Origin of the sequence: Vibrio sp. YQ_11, from assembly GCF_043103065.1 — a bacterium.
In the GTDB taxonomy this organism is placed as follows: Bacteria; Pseudomonadota; Gammaproteobacteria; order Enterobacterales; family Vibrionaceae; genus Vibrio; species Vibrio parahaemolyticus.
This window is the reverse complement of record NZ_JBICJM010000029.1, coordinates 90,972-112,573: the sequence shown is the minus strand read 5'-3', so window position 1 is coordinate 112,573 and position 21,602 is coordinate 90,972. Positions and strand designations below refer to the sequence as shown.

At 42.0% G+C, this 21,602-nt stretch carries 16 protein-coding genes and 1 other RNA gene; 5 read left to right on the top strand and 12 right to left on the bottom strand.

Annotated elements, in window-relative coordinates; all coding sequences use genetic code 11:
- The first annotated feature begins 579 nt into the window (after positions 1–579).
- The 3 genes from ACF8EG_RS12285 (at position 580) to ACF8EG_RS12275 (ending at position 3,260) form a co-directional block, all read left to right on the top strand.
- The gene (locus ACF8EG_RS12285) at positions 580–867 is read left to right on the top strand and encodes a hypothetical protein (protein WP_193283956.1); all 288 of its coding nucleotides are present in this window, start codon (positions 580–582) and stop codon (positions 865–867) included.
- Positions 868–1,492: 625 nt separating this feature from the next.
- Positions 1,493–2,083: a recombinase family protein gene (locus tag ACF8EG_RS12280; protein ID WP_025604824.1), complete on the top strand. Its 591-nt coding sequence runs from the start codon at positions 1,493–1,495 to the stop codon at positions 2,081–2,083.
- Between the two features lie 205 nt (positions 2,084–2,288).
- Positions 2,289–3,260 carry a hypothetical protein gene (locus tag ACF8EG_RS12275; RefSeq protein ID WP_282150438.1) on the top strand — a complete coding sequence of 324 codons (972 nt, stop codon included), beginning with the start codon at positions 2,289–2,291 and terminating at the stop codon, positions 3,258–3,260.
- Between the two features lie 767 nt (positions 3,261–4,027).
- Here the strand turns inward: ACF8EG_RS12275 and ACF8EG_RS12270 are convergent.
- From ACF8EG_RS12270 to smpB, 9 genes are all read right to left on the bottom strand, one after another.
- Positions 4,028–4,729, bottom strand: a complete 702-nt coding sequence (locus ACF8EG_RS12270; RefSeq protein WP_392419473.1) for a M48 family metallopeptidase — start codon at positions 4,727–4,729, stop codon at positions 4,028–4,030.
- A gap of 31 nt (positions 4,730–4,760) precedes the next feature.
- Positions 4,761–8,132 (bottom strand): type I restriction endonuclease subunit R, encoded by a 3,372-nt coding sequence (locus ACF8EG_RS12265; protein ID WP_392419471.1) that lies wholly within the window; start codon positions 8,130–8,132, stop codon positions 4,761–4,763.
- A gap of 95 nt (positions 8,133–8,227) precedes the next feature.
- Entirely contained in the window at positions 8,228–9,529 is a 1,302-nt protein-coding gene (locus ACF8EG_RS12260) for a restriction endonuclease subunit S (RefSeq protein WP_392419470.1), read from the bottom strand.
- Between the two features lie 4 nt (positions 9,530–9,533).
- On the bottom strand, positions 9,534–11,201 hold the full coding sequence (locus tag ACF8EG_RS12255; protein WP_392419468.1) for an N-6 DNA methylase: 1,668 nt from the start codon (positions 11,199–11,201) through the stop codon (positions 9,534–9,536).
- 196 nt (positions 11,202–11,397) lie between these two features.
- The gene (locus ACF8EG_RS12250) at positions 11,398–13,806 is read right to left on the bottom strand and encodes a hypothetical protein (protein ID WP_392419467.1); all 2,409 of its coding nucleotides are present in this window, start codon (positions 13,804–13,806) and stop codon (positions 11,398–11,400) included.
- A gap of 137 nt (positions 13,807–13,943) precedes the next feature.
- Positions 13,944–14,222 carry an AlpA family transcriptional regulator gene (locus tag ACF8EG_RS12245; RefSeq protein ID WP_000115789.1) on the bottom strand — a complete coding sequence of 93 codons (279 nt, stop codon included), beginning with the start codon at positions 14,220–14,222 and terminating at the stop codon, positions 13,944–13,946.
- 398 nt (positions 14,223–14,620) lie between these two features.
- On the bottom strand, positions 14,621–15,847 hold the full coding sequence (locus ACF8EG_RS12240; protein ID WP_254413637.1) for an integrase domain-containing protein: 1,227 nt from the start codon (positions 15,845–15,847) through the stop codon (positions 14,621–14,623).
- A 183-nt stretch (positions 15,848–16,030) separates the two neighbouring features.
- Positions 16,031–16,398: a transfer-messenger RNA gene (gene ssrA, locus ACF8EG_RS12235) on the bottom strand.
- A 67-nt stretch (positions 16,399–16,465) separates the two neighbouring features.
- Positions 16,466–16,951, bottom strand: coding sequence for an SsrA-binding protein SmpB (gene smpB / locus ACF8EG_RS12230; RefSeq protein WP_005455975.1), 486 nt, complete (start codon positions 16,949–16,951; stop codon positions 16,466–16,468).
- Between the two features lie 118 nt (positions 16,952–17,069).
- Between smpB and ACF8EG_RS12225 the strand changes: the two genes are divergently transcribed.
- Positions 17,070–17,513: an SRPBCC family protein gene (locus ACF8EG_RS12225; RefSeq protein WP_005381641.1), complete on the top strand. Its 444-nt coding sequence runs from the start codon at positions 17,070–17,072 to the stop codon at positions 17,511–17,513.
- Positions 17,503–17,850, top strand: coding sequence for an RnfH family protein (locus tag ACF8EG_RS12220; RefSeq protein ID WP_005456005.1), 348 nt, complete (start codon positions 17,503–17,505; stop codon positions 17,848–17,850). Before ACF8EG_RS12225 ends, ACF8EG_RS12220 begins: the two co-directional genes overlap by 11 nt.
- Positions 17,851–17,950: 100 nt before the next feature.
- On the opposite strand, the gene bamE is transcribed toward ACF8EG_RS12220, so the two are convergent.
- The 3 genes from bamE to ACF8EG_RS12205 all read right to left on the bottom strand — a co-directional run bounded on the left by bamE (position 17,951) and on the right by ACF8EG_RS12205 (position 21,572).
- A complete protein-coding gene (gene bamE / locus ACF8EG_RS12215; RefSeq protein WP_005455981.1) occupies positions 17,951–18,310 on the bottom strand; it encodes an outer membrane protein assembly factor BamE in 360 nt (119 codons plus the stop codon).
- 239 nt (positions 18,311–18,549) lie between these two features.
- Positions 18,550–20,214: a DNA repair protein RecN gene (recN, locus tag ACF8EG_RS12210; protein WP_069506771.1), complete on the bottom strand. Its 1,665-nt coding sequence runs from the start codon at positions 20,212–20,214 to the stop codon at positions 18,550–18,552.
- A gap of 167 nt (positions 20,215–20,381) precedes the next feature.
- Entirely contained in the window at positions 20,382–21,572 is a 1,191-nt protein-coding gene (locus tag ACF8EG_RS12205) for a DUF3103 domain-containing protein (protein ID WP_005483024.1), read from the bottom strand.
- Positions 21,573–21,602 lie beyond the last annotated feature (30 nt).

Genomic DNA, 21,602 nt, shown 5'->3' with positions numbered 1-21,602 from the left:
ACTCTTTCGATAAACATGTATGCCTTGTCTATCAAACTTATGCAGTCGTTCTAATGCAGTCTCGATTTTCACTTCAATACTCATAAATAGTCACAAAAAGTAAGTATGACATATATTTTTGTCCACTTGTGATTGAAGATACGCAATTGGTGATCGCTAATACCCCCTTCGTGCTCCCTGCTTGGTTTTTCTCGGTTAGGATCCTAACTTAGAATTTCTAGTGAATGTAGTTGCTGCTATGAGGCTAGGGAAATAGAAGCACTAATCGCGGCCAGACTCCGATGTGCATTCTCGGTTAGGATCCTAACTCAGAAATTATGATGATGAATATGATTATTTTGAGTTAGGGGGGTGGGAACAATAATAGCCATAATCGGATCTTTTTCATTTTGAGGAAAGAGTGAAGTTAATTACTATTTCTCTAATTTAATAATTAAAAAAACAAACGGTTTTTATTTAATAATTAAATGTTAATGTGATTTTTAAAATAGTGGTTAAAGGTCCTTTACAAAGAGGATATTACTTGATAAATATAATATATCATTGATTTTATCTATATATATCAAGAGGGTTTTCGATATGTCTAAAGTTCTGGTTTATTCTAAACGTAATCGTGAAATGAGTTATCTATCCGTAAGAGAAGAACGTGAAACTAAGCCGAATAGATTTCAAGTCGTTTATAACGATATTTCCGATGAAGAAGCATTACGTAGAGCAAATTCTATTAATTTAGATGAAAAGAACAGTGTTCCCCAAGTTCATTCAAAAAGACAATTTATTAAAGAAAAGAAAGAATGTCGAGTGCCTGGTTTATATGGTTGCAACCGTTACAAGTCAAGAAAAAATGAGATGTTCAACGTATTCTAATGCAGCTCTTTTTTGCACAACGTTAAAGCCTATTGAATTGCGTTAGGCAAGTGATAAAAGCCTTAAAAATTCCGTCATTAAAGCAGGTGGCAAGAGAATTTGCCAATGCTGGTAATCAATGTGTCAATGCTGGCATTGAAAGTGTCAGTAGTGGCAGAAGAATTCTTGTAATAAATTAAGCTTACTTTGGCTTAATCTTCACTTTTTTAAAATCTAACGTTATATTAGAATTATAACTTTATAATAGTTATAACCGTTATAATAGTTATAACATGAAAAATTAATAAAATAAAATTTATTTTTTATGTGTTAATTTTATTGCCAAGGAAAATTAATAGTAACTCTGTTTTTATTATAGATGAATTAAATTTAGAGTAATGTTTGTTACTTACGGGTATTCATTTATTTTCTAGGTTTTCTTAAGGCAAAGTTACTTTGTCAAAATTATCGACTTAAGTAGTCAACTTTAGCGAGATGTAAACATCCCAGGGTAGTATCAACAAACATCCGTTTTCTGATACCAGACGGGAATGAAGTGTTTGCGGTCTCATAAAGTAGGGTTCGGATTTTTATGATACCCAACCGATTGATGATACCAATTGTGATGCCAAAAGGAGTGAATAGTATGGGACGGACATTCGCTTATTGTCGTGTATCGACTAGCGAGCAAACTGTGTCAAATCAGATCTTAGCTATCAGAAATGCTGGCTACGATGTTCAAGAACACCGAATTGTACATGAAACAGTTTCTGGTAGTGTGCCTGCAACTGAACGACGTGAGTTCAAAATGTTGATTGAGCATAAACTAGAGCCAGGGGACAAACTAGTTGTATTAAAGCTAGATCGACTTGGCAGAGATAACATCGATGTTCAGCATACGATCAGTATGCTGTTAGAGAAGGGCGTTACACCAATTTCTCTGGATCTGCCAACCGCTGATCTAAGCTCAGCGGAAGGACGATTGATGCTGCAAATGTTCTCAGCATTTGCTGAATTTGAGCGAAACCGAATTCGAGAGCGGACGCTAGAAGGTCAGGCTAGGGCTAAGTCTGAAGGTAAGCGGATTGGTAGACCAGAAGCACTAACCACTACTCAAAAAGTCCAAGAATGTAGGACAAGGGGGCTGAGTCAATCTAAGACAGCAAATGCTCTTGGCATCTCGATCCCAACGGTTAAGCGGCATTGGAACAAGCGGTTAACTGAAAGTATTCAATGAAGAACAATGTTCCATGATACCGAGAGGTGGAGATCTACCAGTCAGTAGTAGTTATTAGCTAAGAGGTTTATACGATATTGTAAGAACCTTGTTCTTCCTTAACGCAAGGCTACTAAGATATCACGCTGATATTTGATACACGAACATTGTTCTGACTGGAAAATCGGATAACCTTTTTGTTAGGAAACGACGCTGACAGAAAGGGATGCTTGTGGGCTTATTCATCAATACTCAAAAACTAACGGTAGCAAAAGAGGATCACTTAACTGAGTTCTTCGCTTCGGCGTTAACGTCTTCAGAACGTTTCAATCGAGCATTTGTTAGGTTGATTTTTGGAGACGAAGATAGCAGGTTGATCAGCAAGGTCGAAACACAAGTTATCTATCCAGGATGCCGACCAGACATGCGTCTGATATTAAATGATGGTTCAATTGCTCTCTGTGAGAATAAACTCGATGCTGCCGAAACGATCGGTAATGTTGAGAGTGGCAACCTCTTTCAATTGGAGCGATATCTGCAACTGCCAGTGGATCATGTGATTTATATTCGCTCTGAGTTACTTCCGCCTTCATACCAAGTTATGAGCCATCCTAAGTATCTATCGCCGATAGAAAAGCCTCATTATTTGTGGCGTGATATTTACCCTTTGTTATGCGAAGACTCCAATCCAATCGCCCAAGAATTACGAGGTGGTTTTAAGAGCATGGGATTTGTTCCTGCTCACCCAGTGATTGGTGATCTGACACGCAATGCTCCTAGAGCACAAAGAGAGAATTTCTCTAAATTTTGGATGCCGACAACGACTGCGGCCATTCAACAAGGTTGGAAAGTAGCAATTGGAGATGTAGTAGAACGATACTTTTACCATGAAACAGCAGAGCTTGCGCGGGAGGTGTTCGTAAGTCCAATAAACCCTACCCGATTTTTGATTCGTTACACACCGCAAAAATCTCAATGTGACGCTCTATTAAGCGCACTCGATACCGTTAAAAGTGAAGCCGAAGCAGTGGTAGTAGTAACGAAAAAAACGGTGTCACGAGCGAGTGGATTGGTCACTGTTATAGATGTTGAAACTCCAATGAACAATGTTCTCCCAGATCAACTAAAAACAGTGGAACAGATAGAGTCTAAGCTCAAAGCGTATGTATTGCCTTATCTCACGCTAGCTTTTAAGTAACACCTGTTTTGATTTTATGTGAATAACTATCTCGACAGTGAGATGATGTTTACTTGGAACAATGTTCCGAATGATAAGTCAGAGAACCTTTCTTTTAATAAGAGAGGCTTTCAGAGAGTAGTGCTTGTGGAGTTAATAATTAATACTCAACAACTAGCCTTCTAAAAATATAATTAATTAAAAGTCCTGAAGAGTAGTTTTGCAATTAATAATAAAAAGGCCGAGATAAACTCGACCTTTTTATCCAACGCTTAACCGCCAGTTGGCGCGGAAGTAACCATCTATTAGCGGATAAAATAGTGATACATTTACTTGTATTAAAACTAATTTTTCTTTAAGCCACCAGTGAGGTGGAAGAAATTACTTTTACTTTTAAAGGTTAAGTAATATTAGTTTAAATATATCTTTAAGCCACTTTCTAGATAGAAGCTCTGCTTCTTGCTACGGGATTTAATATATTAGATTGTTTTTTCTTAATCAAGAGTTTTTTCAACTTGACTAAAAAGTTTTTTATGTATAATGAAAAACATTAAAAACTATATTGAATTAAAATTTGTTAGTTGAGTGGTTTTAATTGGTGTGTATGTATCATAAACCTATTTGAACACCTAAGTTTGATACTGCGAGAACATTGTTCTCGCTAGGTTCCTAAAAGGTGAAAGTTATTCAATTAAATTAGCGAATAAAAAGTCGTGAGTAGAGGGTGAGTGAAAGATTTAGAGCAATGGGCAGTGCCTCCTGACATTTTCAAAGTGCAGTAGACTTCGCTAGATCCCCATCCCAGAACGCTCTACCTCTTCATGCAGCTCTTTCCAGTCAGGACAATACTTAGCGACTAGTTTCCAAAAGTTTTTGCTATGGCTTTTTTCTACGGTATGACATAGCTCATGAAGGATTATGTAATCCATCACCTTATTGGAAAACTCCATGCAACGAGGGTGGAACTCCAGAACATTGTTCTCGGTGCAGTTAGCCCAACGTGCATCAAACTTTTTTATGTGGAAAGTTGTGGCTTGCATACCCGTTTCCTGCTGCCAATAGCGTAAGCGAGAAGCAACTTTCTCTAGGGCTTTCTGTTTGTAGAAACGCTCCAACGCTGGTTTGAATCGCTCACGGCTGACGAAGTGGCCTTCGGGAGAACGAACTTTAAAACGGCTTTGGTTAAACTTCACTTCTACCGTCGATAACTCTGGCGCTGGGATCACTTCACAATAGAAAGAACGACCACGGTAAGGCGCTCGGCTACCTGTGACGATTTCTTCTTTTAACGGTTGATTGACTTCCGCTAAGCGTTCTTTTATCCACCTTGCTCTATACCGAATCAGCTCTCGTTGCTCGTCCTCAGAGGCACTTGGGCCTCTTAGAAGAACAGTCTTCCCTCTTTCTACAGTAACGTAGTGGTGACTGAGTTTTGAGTCGAGCTTAAATTCCCACTCAATTTCAGTTGTACCGTATTGAAAAATTGGCATGTGTTTCTTTCGTCATTGATGAAGCAAAGGCTCAGTTGTTCAGCATAATACTGAAAATTTCAGCAGAGTGCTGACGTGCTACAGTCATATCCCAGCCGCCAAGACCACGTAAAATCGTTCTGATTGTTTTTTTTATCTCATTATGAATATCAGTCTGCTTTTTCCATATCGGTGACAACATGACTTCAGCGATATCAGGGTGGCTAAAGATGCCTTTAGTCCATGCCAGAGCTTCAGCTTCCTCAACCTGCTTTTCCAAGTAGTTGAACACGGCTCGCTCTGTTGCTGTTCCCAAGCCCATTTCAGATGGCTTTGCATCTTTATCACGAACACGCTGAGCAAAAAGCTCTAGCTGTTCTAGGAATAGAGCTTGTTCAATACGTCCTTCACGTTCATCTTGGATAAGTTTCTCTAGCTCTTCTTCCAAGTCGCCAAAGAAGGCAGGATCTTTACCTTTACCCGTCTTAATGGTGTGTTTGAGTTTGTTCTTCATGACCAACGCTGCACTCCCTGCACTTTTTTGTTTGCGGAGTAGATCCATATCCGCAGCATCCAGAATTGAAACTTCACGGCCTAGCAAGCTCTTAACTTCACTCGCTTCTATATGCTCGTCGAGTATGTTTTTAAGCAGCTCAGATTCAGATGCGGTGATGCGAACCATATCGGCACTCTCAGGCATTTTGTTGCGCAGTTGGAGTTTTATCTCATTCAGCACTTTGAAGTAAGGCTGATATTTAGATGCGCGTTCGTCGGGTAACACGATATCTAAGCGGCTATTGAATCCAGCGAGAGCAACGAGGAAATCTTCAACAATATCTAGACGAGTATCTGGGTCTAGGTAGAGATCGGCATCCTCTTTGTAAGGTTCAGGTTGCTTCACGGGATTGTGCTTTTTCGGAAGAATGTCTAACACTTTCGTCAAAGCTGATTGAAGACGTGGTAACTCCGCTTCGACGTCCGTCCATACTTGGTCGGGTTGTACGTCACCCCCATAAACTTTCAGCGCTTCATCTAGGTACTCAACCACCCCGAAGTAATCGACAATGTAACCTGCTTTCTTGCCTTTTCGAGTTCGGTTTACACGAGCAATAGCCTGAAGCAAAGTATGTTCTTTTAGCGGTTTATCCAAATATAGAGTGCTGACAATAGGCGCATCCCAGCCAGTTAACAGCATGTCAGAAACGATGATTAACCCAATGTTGTTAAACTTGGTTTCTTCTTTGGTATTAGCGGATTCATCACCATACGGTAGCTTAAATTCATCATTCACCAAGCTTGGGATCTTTTCAGACGGTACGGCTATCGGTGTTTGGCCTTGTTTGAGTTCCCGTTTGATGCGCTCTTCGATAGTTTCAAGTTTTGAGGTTGAGCCTGATGCATAGTGAGCTTGTTGTTCACTTATACCTGTGCGCTTATCTGTCATACTACCGAGAGAGATAACCACTCGGCTTTCAAAGGTCGGTAGACCTTTGTTTTGACGCTCCTGCATGATTTGGTTTAGTACATCTTTATAGCGAACAGCCATATCACGCCCGTCACATACCAGCATGGCTTTAAAGCCGCGAGGCTTCACGCTTGATAGAAAATGTTCGACGAGATGGCGAGCATTCTCCTCAATACGCCCGATAGCACCACGACGTTTTTTGAGTAACTCTTGCTTTAGCTTTTTCTTACGGGCTAAAGGCTCATTACCAAATTCATCCTCAAAAGCTTGTTTTAGCTTTCCATCGCTTCCCCATTGCGCCATGCCTTCAAGATATTTAATAGGCAGTGTCGCACCATCTGCAACCGCCTCGTCGAGGCGGTAAGTATCGATGTACTCTTTACCGCCGAATGTACCCAGGGTTTCTTTATCGTCTTTAAAAAGCGGGGTGCCAGTAAAAGCTATGAACTTCGCATTAGGTAAAGAAGCACGCATGAATGCAGCAAGGAATCCATACTGACTGCGGTGAGCTTCATCAACCATCACGAAGAAGTTTGGCTTGGTACTCAGAACTCGAAAATCAACTTTCTCTTCGCTAACGAGTTCCCATTTAGCTTTTTTAGGGGTGCCATTAGCATCAGTTTGACCGTGAAGAACATTGTTCTCCTTTAAAATCCAGCATTGTTCTTGTCCCGAATCATCCTTTCTCAAAACGCGTCTGACACGACTTTTAGAGTCTGCAATGGAATCCTCATCTTCAGACTCTTTTGCAGCCTGTATCTGCTTACCATCGCTCTCTTGAAACTTTTGAACGGTCGAAGTAAAAATGGTGCCGTAGTCATTGCTGAGCATCGCTTCTAGCCCAGCGACGGAATCTGCTTTAATCGATTCAAGACCGACATTAGTAAAGGTATTATGGATCTGACGGTCAAGGTCAGTGCGGTCGGTAAGAATCAAAATACTTGGGTTATTGAAACCAGAAATTTCGGCTCGCATTAAACGGGCAAGTAGCGCCATCGTCAGTGATTTACCACTTCCTTGCGTATGCCAAACCACGCCGCCAAGTTCTTGGCCTAATAGCTGCGGGTCTTTACCCTGTAGACGGAGTAGCGTCTTCTCTACGGCACGCCACTGTTGGTAACGGGGCAGTTTCTTGATCATGACGCCTTTTTCAATTTCATACATAGGGTAGAAACAGACTAAACGCACGAATCGGGAAGGCTCGAATAATGCCCACAGTAGCTTGTCTTGCTCTGTAGGTTTCTTTCCTAATTGATTTTCTAATTCGGTAAGAACAATGTTCTCGTCAGGCTTTTTCGGATCAAATTTGTAAGTCAGATAGAACTGTTCTGGCGCATAGATCGCGCCATACTTGGCTTGGCTGCGATTAATGGCGGCACAAACCATATTAAAGGCAAAGTGTTGTGTGAAAGTGCCTTGGTAGCCATCAATTTGTGCAATGCCTTTGCTGAGCTTAATTGAGCTGTTTTTACACTCAATCAAGCCAAGGGGTAAGCCATTAATGAATAACAATAAATCTGGCTTAAAAAGCTCATCGTTGGCATTTTTGCCAACGTACTGATCAACCACATGGAATGAGTTACCCTCGGCACCTGTTTGGTTGATAAAACGGATGCTACGAGGCTGACCATTTTTGTCTTTTTGTTGCAGATTCGATTGAAACAGAACATGCTTCCAGAACGCATGGTTAGCAAGCATTAAGTCGCTGTTATGCTCAAACCATATGTCTCTGAGCTGTTTAATCGCTTTGTTTGCTCCGTTCGGAACCTCGGCCAACCAAGGGTTAAGGGCGTGTAGTCTGTCAGTTAGAACAGATTCCAGAATAACAGGCTCGGTCTTGTGTGTTTGCTCTACATCTCGACCTTTAATGTGCTGATAACCAAGAGTTTTTAACCATTCAATCGCTGGGCGTTCTACTCCAACTAGCTCTGGATTTGATGATTCAGCCTGATCTGACATACCTTATTCCTTTATTTATTGTTATTCATTTTTTATTGTTTATTTAAATCATACCTTTTAGATGCCTTTACTTGAAGGCATCATAGATGCGATAGCTAAGCCGCTTCAGTTTCCTCAACAGGAACTCGCCATTCGCCCGTAAGTAGCTTCTGCATTAAGCCTTTTTTTAATTGCTGCGTTTCGGCTTTTTGCTGTTCCAATAGGTCTATTTTCTCAAAAACAGTAGAGATTATTTGAGCAATTTTCTGTTGCTCACCCAAAGGAGGCAAAGGGATAATATACGGATTTATGTGTTTATTGTTTATTTGCGGAATTGTGGATACGTCAGCTATAGATTCAAGTCTTTCAAAAAGTAGGCGATAAAGCATAAAGTCTAGATTCGCGACTTCTTTATCGAAGCTGATTCCCATAACGTTTGTATCAATCTGGAAAGTTCCTTTAGCCAATCTTAGCTTATTTAGGAAGATTGCTGCTCCTCGTTTCGGTAAAAGTAGAAACTCTCCTGTATGGCAAGATGCTTGATTACTTACGTAGTTTCTGGACTTTGTTAGTAGCTTCTTCGAATAGTTGAACTCTTCTACTTTGAAGAATGGGTATCCCTCACTCTCATTCAGGTTTAATTTCGAAGGCGATACCCCCGCAACTATAGAGCAATAAGTGCTGAGTTTGTTGAGATTCCAAATGGCAGGAATCGTCCCAAATGGAGAGTCTTGAAACTTAGCATGTGGTTGCCAGTCCCCATTCTCGTCTTGAACACCTATACCCTCTGAAAACAGCTTTTGCATTAAGCCTGTTTTGAGCTTTTCGGTTTCTGCAATTTTTTGGTCGATAAGGTCGATTTTCTTATCAACTGTTGAAAGAACTTCCGCGATTTTTTGTTGTTCTACGAAGGGTGGACAAGCGATAAGATAAGACGCAATGAAATCTTTACCAACACGTTTTTGTCCTGCTGTACCTGTCATATTCATTTCACCTTTGACTCTAAAGTTATGAGTCGTCGTGATGTGATGAATGAACTCAGGGCATCCCTTCTGCTCTTTTGCTCTAATTACATGAAACTCGGTACTACCAAAGCCAATACCATTTGTTAAGTTGGAAACTAACGCCCCTTTACCATTTTCGAAACAAGGTGTGATTTTAGCAACGAGAACATCATTATCTTGAAAAGAGGTAAACCCTTTTTTAACTTCGCCATATAGACGATTCGTTGTGTTCATCAGTTTTGCGGATTCAGAAACGTCTGCCATGCCAACAAAACTAACCTCAATATCATCAGAATCAAGTTTTATTGGTTTAGGGTTAATATCCGCGATTTTGTTTAGAGTAGTGCATGACCAATCTAATGGGATTTTACCGATCTCTGACTCTTTAAGCTTTGTTTCAATCCAAATGCTCATAACCTTAAACCTCTTTTAGTAAGCTTAAGTAAGAAGATAGCTTTTTATCGGTTTGAATTAGTTCTTGCTCAATTCTAGAAAGATTTTTCCAAACATCTGCGACGTTGATTTTGTCTTCTTCTTCTGATGTATCGATATAGCGGCTGATATTGAGGTTAAAGTCATTCTGCTTGATTTCAGCGATATCGACTACGCGTAGATATTTATCAACCGAGACAGAATCTAGTAGCTCCGAAAGTTTATCCTCCGTTTTCTCTCCCGCATCAACTAAAGTTTGTTTCGCTTTGCTGTACTCAGTTGTGATGCGCTTGATATCTACTTCGCGAAGGAAGTTCATCGCTTTACCTTCGCCAAACTCGGCGGAAGCATCAACGAAAATAACCTTGTTCCTCAGTGCAGCAGGTTTGTCTTTATTGATGATCAATACCGCAGCCGCAATGCCTGTGTTGAAGAAAAGTGCTGGCGGCAAACCAACTACACCTTCGATCAAGTCACCTTTAAATTCATCGTTGCCGATAAGCATACCTTTACGAATTTTACCCTCATCACCTTCACGGAAAAGTACACCGTGAGGGACGACAACGCCGATACGACCATCATCTTTCGTTGAGGCAATCATATGCTGAACAAAGGCTAGATCTGCTTTTGTTCGCGGTGCAACGCCAAGACCAAAACGACCATAAGGATCTTTAAGGTCAGTGCTGTATTTCACGTTTCTCTCTTTACCACTTTTTCCATCAATGATTTTACCGTCATTGAGTTCTAGTGGTTCCCACCACTTTGATTGAGAGAAAGGTGGGTTGGCAATCACACGGTCGAACGTTTGAAGGCCTTCGCCATCTTTATGTAATGGGTTTACGAGAGTATCGCCGCGCTTGATGTCACCATCTAGGTTGTGCAGGAACATGTTGAGTTTGGCAATTGCCCATGTTCCTAGGTTCTTCTCCTGACCGTAAAGTTTACAGTTAGGTTTACCCATGATGGTGCCATTCTCGTAGTTTTCTTTAATGTGACGAGCGGATTCAACCAACATGCCGCCACATCCACAGGTCAAATCGTAAATCTCATGACCTGGTTGTGGGTCAATCAGCTTAACAATAAGCTCTACCACTTCGTGAGGGGTGTAGAACTCGCCCCCTTTCTTGCCTGCATCATCAGCAAATTTACCAATCAAATACTCGTATGCATCACCAAGTAGGTCGGCTTTGTAGAGGTTTTTATTGCCTAGCTTGTGTTGGTTAAAGTGGCGGAGCAGGCGAGTCAGTAGCTCATTGCTGAGCTTCTCTTTATCACCAAACTGAATAGCCGTAAGCACTTTTTCTAGTGATGGGTTTTGATGTTCGATTTCAGCAAAGGCTTCATCAATGTACTCACCAATATTTTCCGTTCTTTCGATCAGCTTGTTCCAACGTGCATACACAGGAACGAATTGCTCTGGGTTATCTTCCTGAATGAGCGCCATTGCTTCTTCAGCGTTGCAACCTTCTTCTTCCATCACGGCTTCTACACGCTCGTCAAATACGTCTGAAAGACGTTTTAAGAACAGGAGACCAAAGATATAGTTTTTGAAGTCTGAGCTATCTACGGTGCCACGCATGATGTTTGCGCTACCCCAAAGCCATGTTTTTAGCTCTTCAAGGTTGATTTTTTCTACTGCGGTATTGGTTGTCATAAGAATCTCTTAAACGTTCACGGCTCGCTCAGAATCTTGGTTTGAGCGAAGAACAAAATTATGGGCATTATAACGCAACAAGCGTTGATTGAGAGGCTTTAGATTCAGGAATTGAGCGATGTGGTAAGATTATGATTTGATAGGGGATACTCCCTGCTACCTTATGAGTGTCGTGGTAGCAGGGCGGTGTTGGCTGTTAGGCTGCGGACTTGGTAGTTTCGGATGGGGCTGAATTAAAGCAAGCATAATTACGAGCGTTTTTATGCATCTCTACTTTTGCTTTTTTGCTACTGCTGCGGAATGTCCCAACTTCGAAGCCCAATGAGTTTAAGAGTCTTTTAAGGTATGACGTCGCCTTGTTTGGTTTTGCCTCCTGATGAAGAGGCTTGGTAATGTGTAAGCCATCTTTAAAAGCCCAGTTTAATACCTCTTGCTTCAAATAGCAGGCTTTTACAATCTGGCGAACATCGTCTTTGTGAATCCAAAAAGCGTCGCGTTCGACAGAAAACCCATACTTTCTCAAAATATTGTCATAGATGAACATCGCGGCAGAATGGTGCTTGTCTTCGATTTCCACTTTGTCACTAGAGCGATTCACGAACGGGAATGAATCAAACACACTTCGATTGGCTAAGAACTTGAAGTGGAAGTTAACGTCATCTTCTGTAACTTTTTTCACTCCGTAATCCCGTTTGATCTGAAACTTAGTTAAAGAAGCGTTATCAGAAGACGTCCTTCTGTCTTTAGTCCATAACCAGGAAGCTTGTTCTTGAGTTAAATCAGGTGAGGATACAATCGCTTGCACTTCTAACTCTTTGTACGCTTTGGCTGCCAGAGTAGCACTCTTTTGAGCAAACAGTTGTGCTGTAAAAGAGGATGGGGCCGATGTAGTCATAAAACCGAGTTCTTCCAACGTTAAATGTAAATGTAAGGCTAAAGGAGCGAAGAAGCGCTTTTTAACGTTGTTGAATGCAATGTTCAACTTGTCAGTTGGCTGGACATGGACTGTTGGTTTGTACGTCGTCTCTTTGGCATGTGGCGTAATGAAATCTTTGTATGCATCAACGGCAAACCAAATTTGTTTTGCTGTACGAAATCGACGTGCGAAATTAATCAGCTCTAACGGTGTTAGTGTCTTATCGCAGAAAACCACAACCTTGTTAGTAAAGTGCGTAGTAATTGAAAAGCCTGAACTTAAGCAAGGAGATGCCATGATTGCGTTATACTTCTTAATCTCTTCGTTTGGATTCTCCAAAAAGGCTTTTTGAGCAGGCATGTCTTTATTGTGAGCGTGAATAATTAAGACCCCGTCTTTTAGTGCTTCTTCTTCACAATCTAGCCTATTAGAATCTTTATAGCCCAGTGATTGGGTTACCTGGCGAAGTGTGACGAGAGAGTCAAACAGGAATACTTTATCTTTCTTAGTAAGCTGCTCTTTGAGATAAACGTTGGAGAGGTACTGGTTTTTATCTGTGATCACAGCTTTGATTGAAGAGTACGGATTTTCTTTACAATCCAATAGTGTCACTTCGCTTCTTAACTCTTTGATATAACCCAAGCTGATGTCTGAAAGATCAGCATCACCCACAATCAATTGTGGGACATTACGAATGGCTTCTGACAAGCTTTCAAAAACTTGTTGCTTTGGCAACTGTTTACTTGGTTCAGAACATACGACAGTCGTCAGTACTTTTTCGAACTCATCAATGATAAGAATATCCGCCTGATTAAGCACAGAGCGAATATGAGATTTCCAAATGCTGTTTACAACAACCCCCATCGCATCCGCCTTTTCTAGCTCGCATAAATCTTGGTTGTAGCTGACTGCGAGATTGTCATTGCAGTATTGTTCGACCAGTGCAGTCAGGTAAGACAGGTAAACGATCTTCTTGTTTTTGCTTCGAGCCGCTTTCGCTAATGGACCAAATAGATGCTTGGTCTTCCCTGTGCCTGTTGCCGCTCTTACTGCAAGAGTTTTGCTGTCGTTGATAAGCTGTGAGCACAGCGGAGAGCGCAATGAATCAACGGTGATGGTCTTAGTTTGAAGAGTTGGAGACATGAATTTTCTCACTCTATTGCGATTCTGTTCGAGTTGCTCATCAAGTGCAGCTCTCAATAACTCAATACTCTGAACGCCCTGTAAATCTGACAGAAAGGTGTTAACACATGCCTCGGTTGTGCTGTTTGTAAGCGGAACAGTACGAATCAATTGTCTGGAAAGCCACTGCGATGTCTCTTTGCACGGTGATAGAGAGTTGCAAAGGGTTAGATAAGTCACAGTGCTTCTAAAGTTCTCTAAGCTGTAGTAAATCCCTGTCGCGCTATCTAACATTGGAACACGATTTCCACAGTAGTTGCTTTTCATTAATCTAGCCGTTTGAGTCGGGAACAGCTTTGAATCGGCGACTAATGTAATCGTATAGCCAGCATCTAGATAATATCGGACGACATCCATCGCATTGCTTCTGTCGTTGCGTAGAGCAACGACTCGATGATCATTCGAGCGATGCTGAAGGCACGGGTCGAGCATAATGAAAACTGACTTAGCTTTTGAGGTTTGAAGTAGAGTGTGTTCTGTAGCTTGAGATTGCGCGATGACGTTCATTTATTCTAATTCCTGCTTGAACGTAAAAGTGCAAAATTTCTAGATAATATATATAACTAAAAAATTCTGCACTTTTACCAGCATGCTAAAGCATGCAGTAAACGATTGATTTATTTGTGCTTAGTGAGATTTTTTAGTTATGCGGCTAGTGCATAGAGACTGTTGTCGAAAAGAGACTGTCTTTGCTCAACAAGATGAGAAACGGTTTGCTGTAGATCTTTGCCTAGTGCCATGGCTGCGATAATTGCATCGACCTCATGAGACAAGAAACCAACAGAGTTTGCGCCTAAAGGAATTGACGGTGGGAAAGTTCCATCATTGATTTTGCGATGGAGAGTCGCTCTTGAGAAGGGTACGCGTTGTAGAACGTCAGATTTACGTACGATTTTTAGAAGAGGAGTTGTATTTACAGACATAACGATAACCTATGTTAATTCATGTCTAGCACCGCCTTCATATTCTAATACTTACACTGATCCACTGAAATTTAACTTCAGCAAAGCAATAATAACCTAGGACTGAAACCTTTATGTTGGTAACAGCCTCACCCTTCGCAACAGGAGGGAAGGTGTTGTGTATGTAATAAAATAAATAAGTCTTTAAAAAAGACTCAGAAAGTTAAGTTAGTGCTAAAACAATCAAAAATAGTTAAACCGAAGTTTAACGAGCATAAGGCTGTTGCCGCGGAGCGGACTTTAAATGTCTGTTTCCTATGTAAAAATTAAATATTTAGACGCGATTTAAAATAATGTGGATGATTCTCATCGTCAATACAAAATCACCCACACCTCACTAAAACTGTGATATTTGTCACTTAAATTTTTGGTTTTGCTATAGTATTGGCGTTTTTAGAAGCATCAAGTATGAAATTGCTCCACCATTCCATTATCTTGCGACGTTCTTCCAAGTATTCAGCATTGTTGTAGATGTCACGAATCGTGTTCTTGTCTACGTGTGCTAGACACAGCTCAATAGCATCTTTGTTAAAGCCCTGTTCGTTGAGCGCTGTACTGCCAATGGAACGCATACCGTGACTTACTAGCTTTCCTTTCATCCCAGCACGTTTTAGTGCGGCGTTGACGCTCTGGCTGTTCATGTGCTGATCAACTGATGTTGAACTGGGGAAGACATAGCGTTGTCCGTAGGAGATGGGCTTCATAAAGTTTAAAAGCTGAATAGAAGCATCTGAAAGAGGGATTTTGTGGTCGCGCTTCATTTTCATTTTATCCTTGCTAATGACCCAAAGTTTGTTTTCGAAATCAATTTCACTCCATTCTGCAGCGGCACATTCAACAGGACGGGTCAAGGTGTGGAGTTGGAATTCAAAAGCGCAGCGGGTGGCAAGCTTGATATTGGCTAACGACATCGCTTGCATAAGAAGATGAAGTTCGTCTGGGCTGATAGTACTCATGTGATCAGCTTTCGACTTTTTAAAAGCATGCTTTATCCCGAATAGTGGGTTGGACTGAATCTTTCCGCAATTCACCGCGTAGTTCATCACTTCATTTATTCGCTGACATACTCGTTTAACTGTCTCTAATGCGCCCTTTGCTTCCACAGGCCGTAAGACTTGAATCACTATCGGGGCAGTTAATTCACTTATCGGCATGTTACCGAGGTTAGGAAAGATATGTAGCTCCAGAGAGCGCCAGATATCGCTGGCATAGTCTTCGGAAACGTCATGCTTTTTTACTTCAAACCATTCTTCGGCAACGGATTTAAGAGTTGATGACTGAGCTATCTGTGCGGTAATGAGTTGGTTATCTCTGTGGGTTTTTGGATCAATGCCTTCAGCGACTTGCTGGCGCATCTCTCTTGTTTTTTCTCTCGCAGATGCGAGAGTGATATCAGGAAATGCGCCGAGGCTGATGTTCTTACGTTTTTTAGTAGTTGGATGGATGTAGTTGAAAATCCAAAGTTTTGCGCCATTCGGCTTTATACGTAAGTACAGACCATTGCCATCTGCAAGCGAATACTCTTTCTCTAAGGGCTTAGCTTTGGTTACTTGAGTTGGTGATAAAGGCTTGATTTGCTTAGCCATTTTAATAGTTCCTTTCTGATGTAACACCAATTTGTGTTGTTATTGGTTAGTGTTACGCAGAATGTTACTAAATGACTGAGATTAAGTGAATCTCGATGAGACGCCCTGAACCACTTAAAGCTAGATAGGACAAGGGGTTAGAAAAGAAAACGGGACGTCCTGAGACGTCCCGTTACTAGTGATTGGTGGAGCTGGCGGGAGTTGAACCCGCGTCCGAAAACCTTTCATCATTGGTACTACATGCTTAGTCGATCTTTAAATTCACCATCCACCTGCGAACCGACACGCTAATGAATGACTATCCTGAATTATAATTCGCCGTTCATCTCTCAGGCGGGAGAATCCGGGCTAGCGCGTTTGGGTTTGATCTCTCGTTATTCCCCGTCTTACGTGCGGAAGCTAGGGCGAGAGAGCTCTGAGCAGGGTATTAAGCTGCTAGTGCGTAGTTTTCGTCGTTTGCGACTATTTTTTTGCGGTTTGTTAACGAGGCCTACCGCACCTCGGCATGCACCTCAGACTTCTGAATTCCCGTCGAATCCTAAATCAGCCCCAAGGTATGATTCGCATAGTAACAGAAAAGACTTAGCTGTCCAGCACTATGCGTTTAAGTGGTCAAGATTAACGCAGTGCGCTCTTCATTACGCGTGCTTTTTCTCTTGCCCAGTCTTTTTCTTTAAGATCTGTACGTTTATCGTGAAGCTTTTTACCTTTTGCTACACCTATTTTTATCTTCACCCAAGAGCGAGACCAGTACAGAGAGAGTGCCGTAAGTGTCATACCTTCACGGTTAATGCGACCGAGTAGGTTATCAAGTTCACGACGACTCATAAGTAGTTTGCGCACACGAGTAGGGTTCGCCACTACGTGTGTCGATGCCTGATTTAAAGGAGTGATTGTCATGCCACTCACAAAGGCTTCACCGTCACGCATGAATACGTAACTTTCAGAAATATTGGCTTTACCTTGGCGAAGGGCTTTCACTTCCCAACCTTGGAGCTCCAAGCCAGCTTCGATTTCATCTTCAATGAAATACTCGTGGCGAGCTTTTTTGTTCAGCGCGATAGTGTTACTACCCGCTTTTTGCTTTGATTTTTTCTTTGCCATAATGGCGTCATTATACGGGTTGGATATCGGATAGGAAATCCTTTTATTTGCGCAATCGTGGAATAAAAGTAAAATTGTCGCGAGCTTTAAATCTGTACATGTATCGATAGGAGTATGTATGAAGCAAGTCAGCCGTTCTGCGTTGGTGTCTTTTAGTGCAGAACAGATGTTTAATCTGGTCAATGATGTTGCTAAATACCCTGAATTTTTGCCTGGTTGTTCGGGCTCTCGAATTATTGAGTCTTCGGGTAATGGCATGGTCGCTTCTGTCGATGTTGCGAAAGCGGGCATCAGTAAAACGTTCACTACGTCCAATGAGCTTATTCCTGGCCAAGCTATTATGATGAACTTGGTTGATGGTCCGTTTAAAACGCTCCGAGGTGGTTGGATTTTTACTGCGTTGGATGAGCAGGCATGTAAGGTTGAACTTAAGCTTGAGTTTGAGTTTTCGAGCAAAATGATTGAAATGGCGTTCGGCAAGATTTTTAACGAGCTAACTAGCAATATGGTTAATGCATTTACCAAACGCGCGAAACAGGTGTACGAGTGTTATGAGTATTGAGTCAGACATGATTCACGTTGAGGTCGTGTATGCATTGCCTCATGAGCAACGCGTGTTTAACTTAGTTGTGAATAACCACGCGACGGTTGAAGAGATCATTCGTCAGTCGGGTGTCTTGGAATTGTATCCAGAAATTGATTTAGCGAAAAACAAAGTAGGTGTGTTTAGTCGTAATGTAAAACTAGACGCGACCGTACGTGATAAAGACCGCATCGAAATCTATCGCCCTTTATTGGCAGATCCAAAAGAGATTCGTCGTAAGCGAGCAGAGCAAGCAAAAGCGGCTGGGAATGCCGATCCAGTGACTGGTGGTAAGCCAAATGCTCTGCGCAAGTAAGCAGAATAAGCAATATTTTAGATGATAAAAAACCTCCCAAGTGGGAGGTTTTTTTGCATAAAGGTTTTATGATGCCAATCGATGTAATGACAGGATTGGTTTATTGGATCTGTTCGTAAAACGCGTCACTTTTCGGGAAGTCACCGCTGATATCGGCCAGCGTTCCTTGGTCATTAAAGTTTACGACAAGATCTTTCTGTACTGGGTCACCGTGCCCTGGCGTGTGATGGTAGATATAATACCAAGTGTTAGGATAGCCATTTTCGATAAGCATTGGCGATCCAAGTACGAAGCGAACCTGTGCTTTAGTCATCCCAAACTTTAATTTATCAACCGCACTTTGTTCTACATAGTTGCCTTGGTTGATATCAATACGATAAACCAGTTTTTCCAATACCGAACATCCTGTCAGCAATGTCATTGCTAATGGTACGGCAACTAACCACTTCTTTAATTGCATAATAATTTCTTAGTAACCTTTAAAATACTGCGCTGATAATAAACAAGCTCGACGCAGATGTAAAAAGCTATGCGTCGCATGGTAGGGAATCTGACAACGAATTTTGAGTTGAGTTGCATTTATTGGCAGATATTAAGGGGTGATAGGGAGCCCAATAGTGTTTTCGTTAGCCGAGTCACTGAAGTGATTAATATGAAAAGAGTCATCAACTGGATTGCCGATGACTCTGTGTCATAGGGTTAGGCGGCGATAAGGAGCTCTTTCGCGTTAGCTAATGTTGAATCAGTGATTTGGCTACCACCGAGTAAACGAGCCAGTTCTGCCACACGTTGTTCTTCATCTAGTGCGCGCATTTGTGTTTCCGTTTGACCGCCTTTGGTGTGTTTTGCGACAAACATTTGTTGGTGGCCACAACCGGCTACTTGCGGTAAGTGTGTGACACACATGACTTGAGTCGATTCTCCAAGCTTGCGTAGCATTTTGCCTACTACCGCAGCTGTTGGGCCACTAATACCCACGTCCACCTCATCGAAGATTAAACTTGGCGTGTCTACTTTTTGAGCAGTGATCACTTGGATCGCTAACGAGATACGGGACAACTCACCACCTGACGCAACTTTCGCAATTGGTTGCAAAGGTTGACCCGGGTTAGTGGAGACCAAGAAGCACACACTGTCCATCCCCAATGGCGACGGATGTGTGTTTTCGTTGTTTACTTCAATACTGAAGACGGCTTTTTCCATGCTCAGTTCGTGCATGCTTTGTGTGATCAGCTTGTTCAGTTCTTTTGCGTAACGGCTGCGTGATTTATGCAGCTTTTCCGCTTGAGTCAGGAAGCTTTGGTATTTCTGTTCCACTTCTTGAGCTAATTCATCCAGACGTTCATCAGAGCAATCCAATGCTTCGATTTGTGCTAGAAGGTCTTGGTGATGTTGGTATAACTCATCAGGCATAACATGATGCTTACGAGCCATCGACATCACTTTAGAAAAACGCTCTTCGACATAAGCCATACGACCTGGATCGACATCGATGCCATCCAAGTAGTTACGAAGTTCGTTTTTGGTTTCTTCTAGCTGGATCATCGCGTCAGCCAGCATATTTGGTAGCTCGGCTAATTTCTCATCTAATTCCGCTAATTGAATTAGGGAGTGATTGGCCGATTGCAAAATACCAAGCGCATTGACTTCTTCACCTTCGTAAATAAGTTCGAGGGCTTGCTGACAGGTAGCGGCGAGTTCACCGCTATTGGACAGTCGTTTGTGCTCTTGCTCGAGTTCTGCGAATTCTTCTTCACCTAGCGATAACTCATTCAGTTCTTTGATTTGGTATTCAAGCAACTGTTTTTGCGCCTGATTCTGCTGGCTATTTTCCTTGAGTTGCTTGAGGTTATTGTCTGCCTGACGCCAATGTTGGTACGCACTGCGTGTGCTCTTTAATAGATTTAAGTGTCCGGCATATTGGTCCAACATCGCCATTTGGTATTCGCTTTTCATCAGTTGATGATGCGCGTGTTGTCCATGGATGTTAATTAACAGCTGCCCAAGAGATTTTAATTGTGAAAGTGGTACTGGGCTGCCGTTGATGAAGGCTCTTGAACGGCCTTCTTTAGTTATGATGCGACGCAAGATACATTCAGTGCCATCCAGCAGATCGTTGTCTTCTAGCCAACGCGTTGCATGTAGGTTGTTGTCCAGTAAAAAGGCGGCACTGACTTCGGTTTTCTCTTCACCTTGACGCACCATACCTGCATCGGCACGTCCGCCTAGGCACAGACCTAACGCATCAATCGCAATAGATTTACCAGCGCCTGTTTCACCTGTAATGGTGGTCATGCCCTTAGAAAGCTCGAGTTGTAAAGACTTAACAATCGCAAAATTATTAACACTTAGATGAGCCAGCATTTTTATTTACCTGTATAACTGAACAATACTGTATATGAGAACAGTATATACTGTTTCTTTATACAGTAAAGATGAGCGGGAATATTTTTATCTAACAGGTTATTTTTTGTGATGAGGTGGGAAAAATGAGTCGAAGTCTCGACAACGACTCATTGAAATTGAAAGGGTTATGGGCGAGTTGGATTGATCGTCAGTGGCTCTAGTGTCACGACAGCATTAACACTTGCTCCTGGGTGATCGACATACGACGTGTCTTGCATCAACGTGTAGAAAACGTCAACAAAGTCATCATCGTTGGTAAGCACACCATCTGGAATTGCATCGATGATCTTGTTTGTGATTTGTGGGATGACTGCGTATGCCTGAACTTGCGGATCTGGGATGGCTTTCAGAACTTCTTCAGCGACTTGCACCAATAGTTTAGCCAGCTGTTTGTAGTCTGTGCCGTCATCTTGCTCCATCAGAACAATATCTGCAGCGCCCCAGCGGTAGCGAGACCAGTGAATGATGATTTGATTTGGGTAGTAATCTTGGTTGTCGTAATCCAAGTAAGGAAGCTCTACCAGATCAATTGTCGGCTCGTCGCGGCTTGGATTGACACCTGTCACGATGGCGTAAACCTCTGCTTTGCCAGAGATCCACGGTTCTTTGTCATCCGCTAAGCGAATTTTCTTCAGTTGAGTTGTTTGAATCGGAGCGACATCACTTGTCGCTGCGCTTTGTAGCGTTGGTGAAGATTGTTTTTGACTCTCTGAATAATAAGGCTGAATTAGAGCTGGCTGACCCAGCTTTTTCATTTCTGCCTGCATCGCCTGTAAGCCTGCTTTGAGCTCTGCAGAGCTGTTGTTATCGACAACTAGAACGGGAACGTCAGGAAGCTGATACACATCAAGTTGATGAATTTGCCCGTAAACGTCAAACGCTTCGATGTATTGCCAGCTTTCATCATCACCGCTTGGTTCAAAGGCAAAGAGTGGTGCAACGTCGCCATTGAGCCATGCTCCTAGCATTTTTTCGTTGGCTAAGCGCACTTCTAGCAATTGATCTGAGAATTCAGTAATTCCTTTCCAGCTACGAATTTGAGCGTCGGCTTCAACGAGCTGTTGGCTAAATTCTGCAGTAGGGTTTTGCTCAATGAAAGAGGAGACAGGAACATTGGTTTGTTGAGCAGTAATATCTCTTCTCAACATTGGCTCAATTGCCGTATAGTTTTCGCTCAGTTGTTGAGCAAGTTCCCGTTTGGTTTGTGTAATGTCGTCCGCACGCGCATTAGATACGTTTGTCACTTTAGTATCTTCAGATTGGCAGCCAATCAGTGCTAATGTACTGAGAACAGACAGAATGATAGTTTTTTTCATAGTATGTCCTTTATTGATTTTATGAAATAG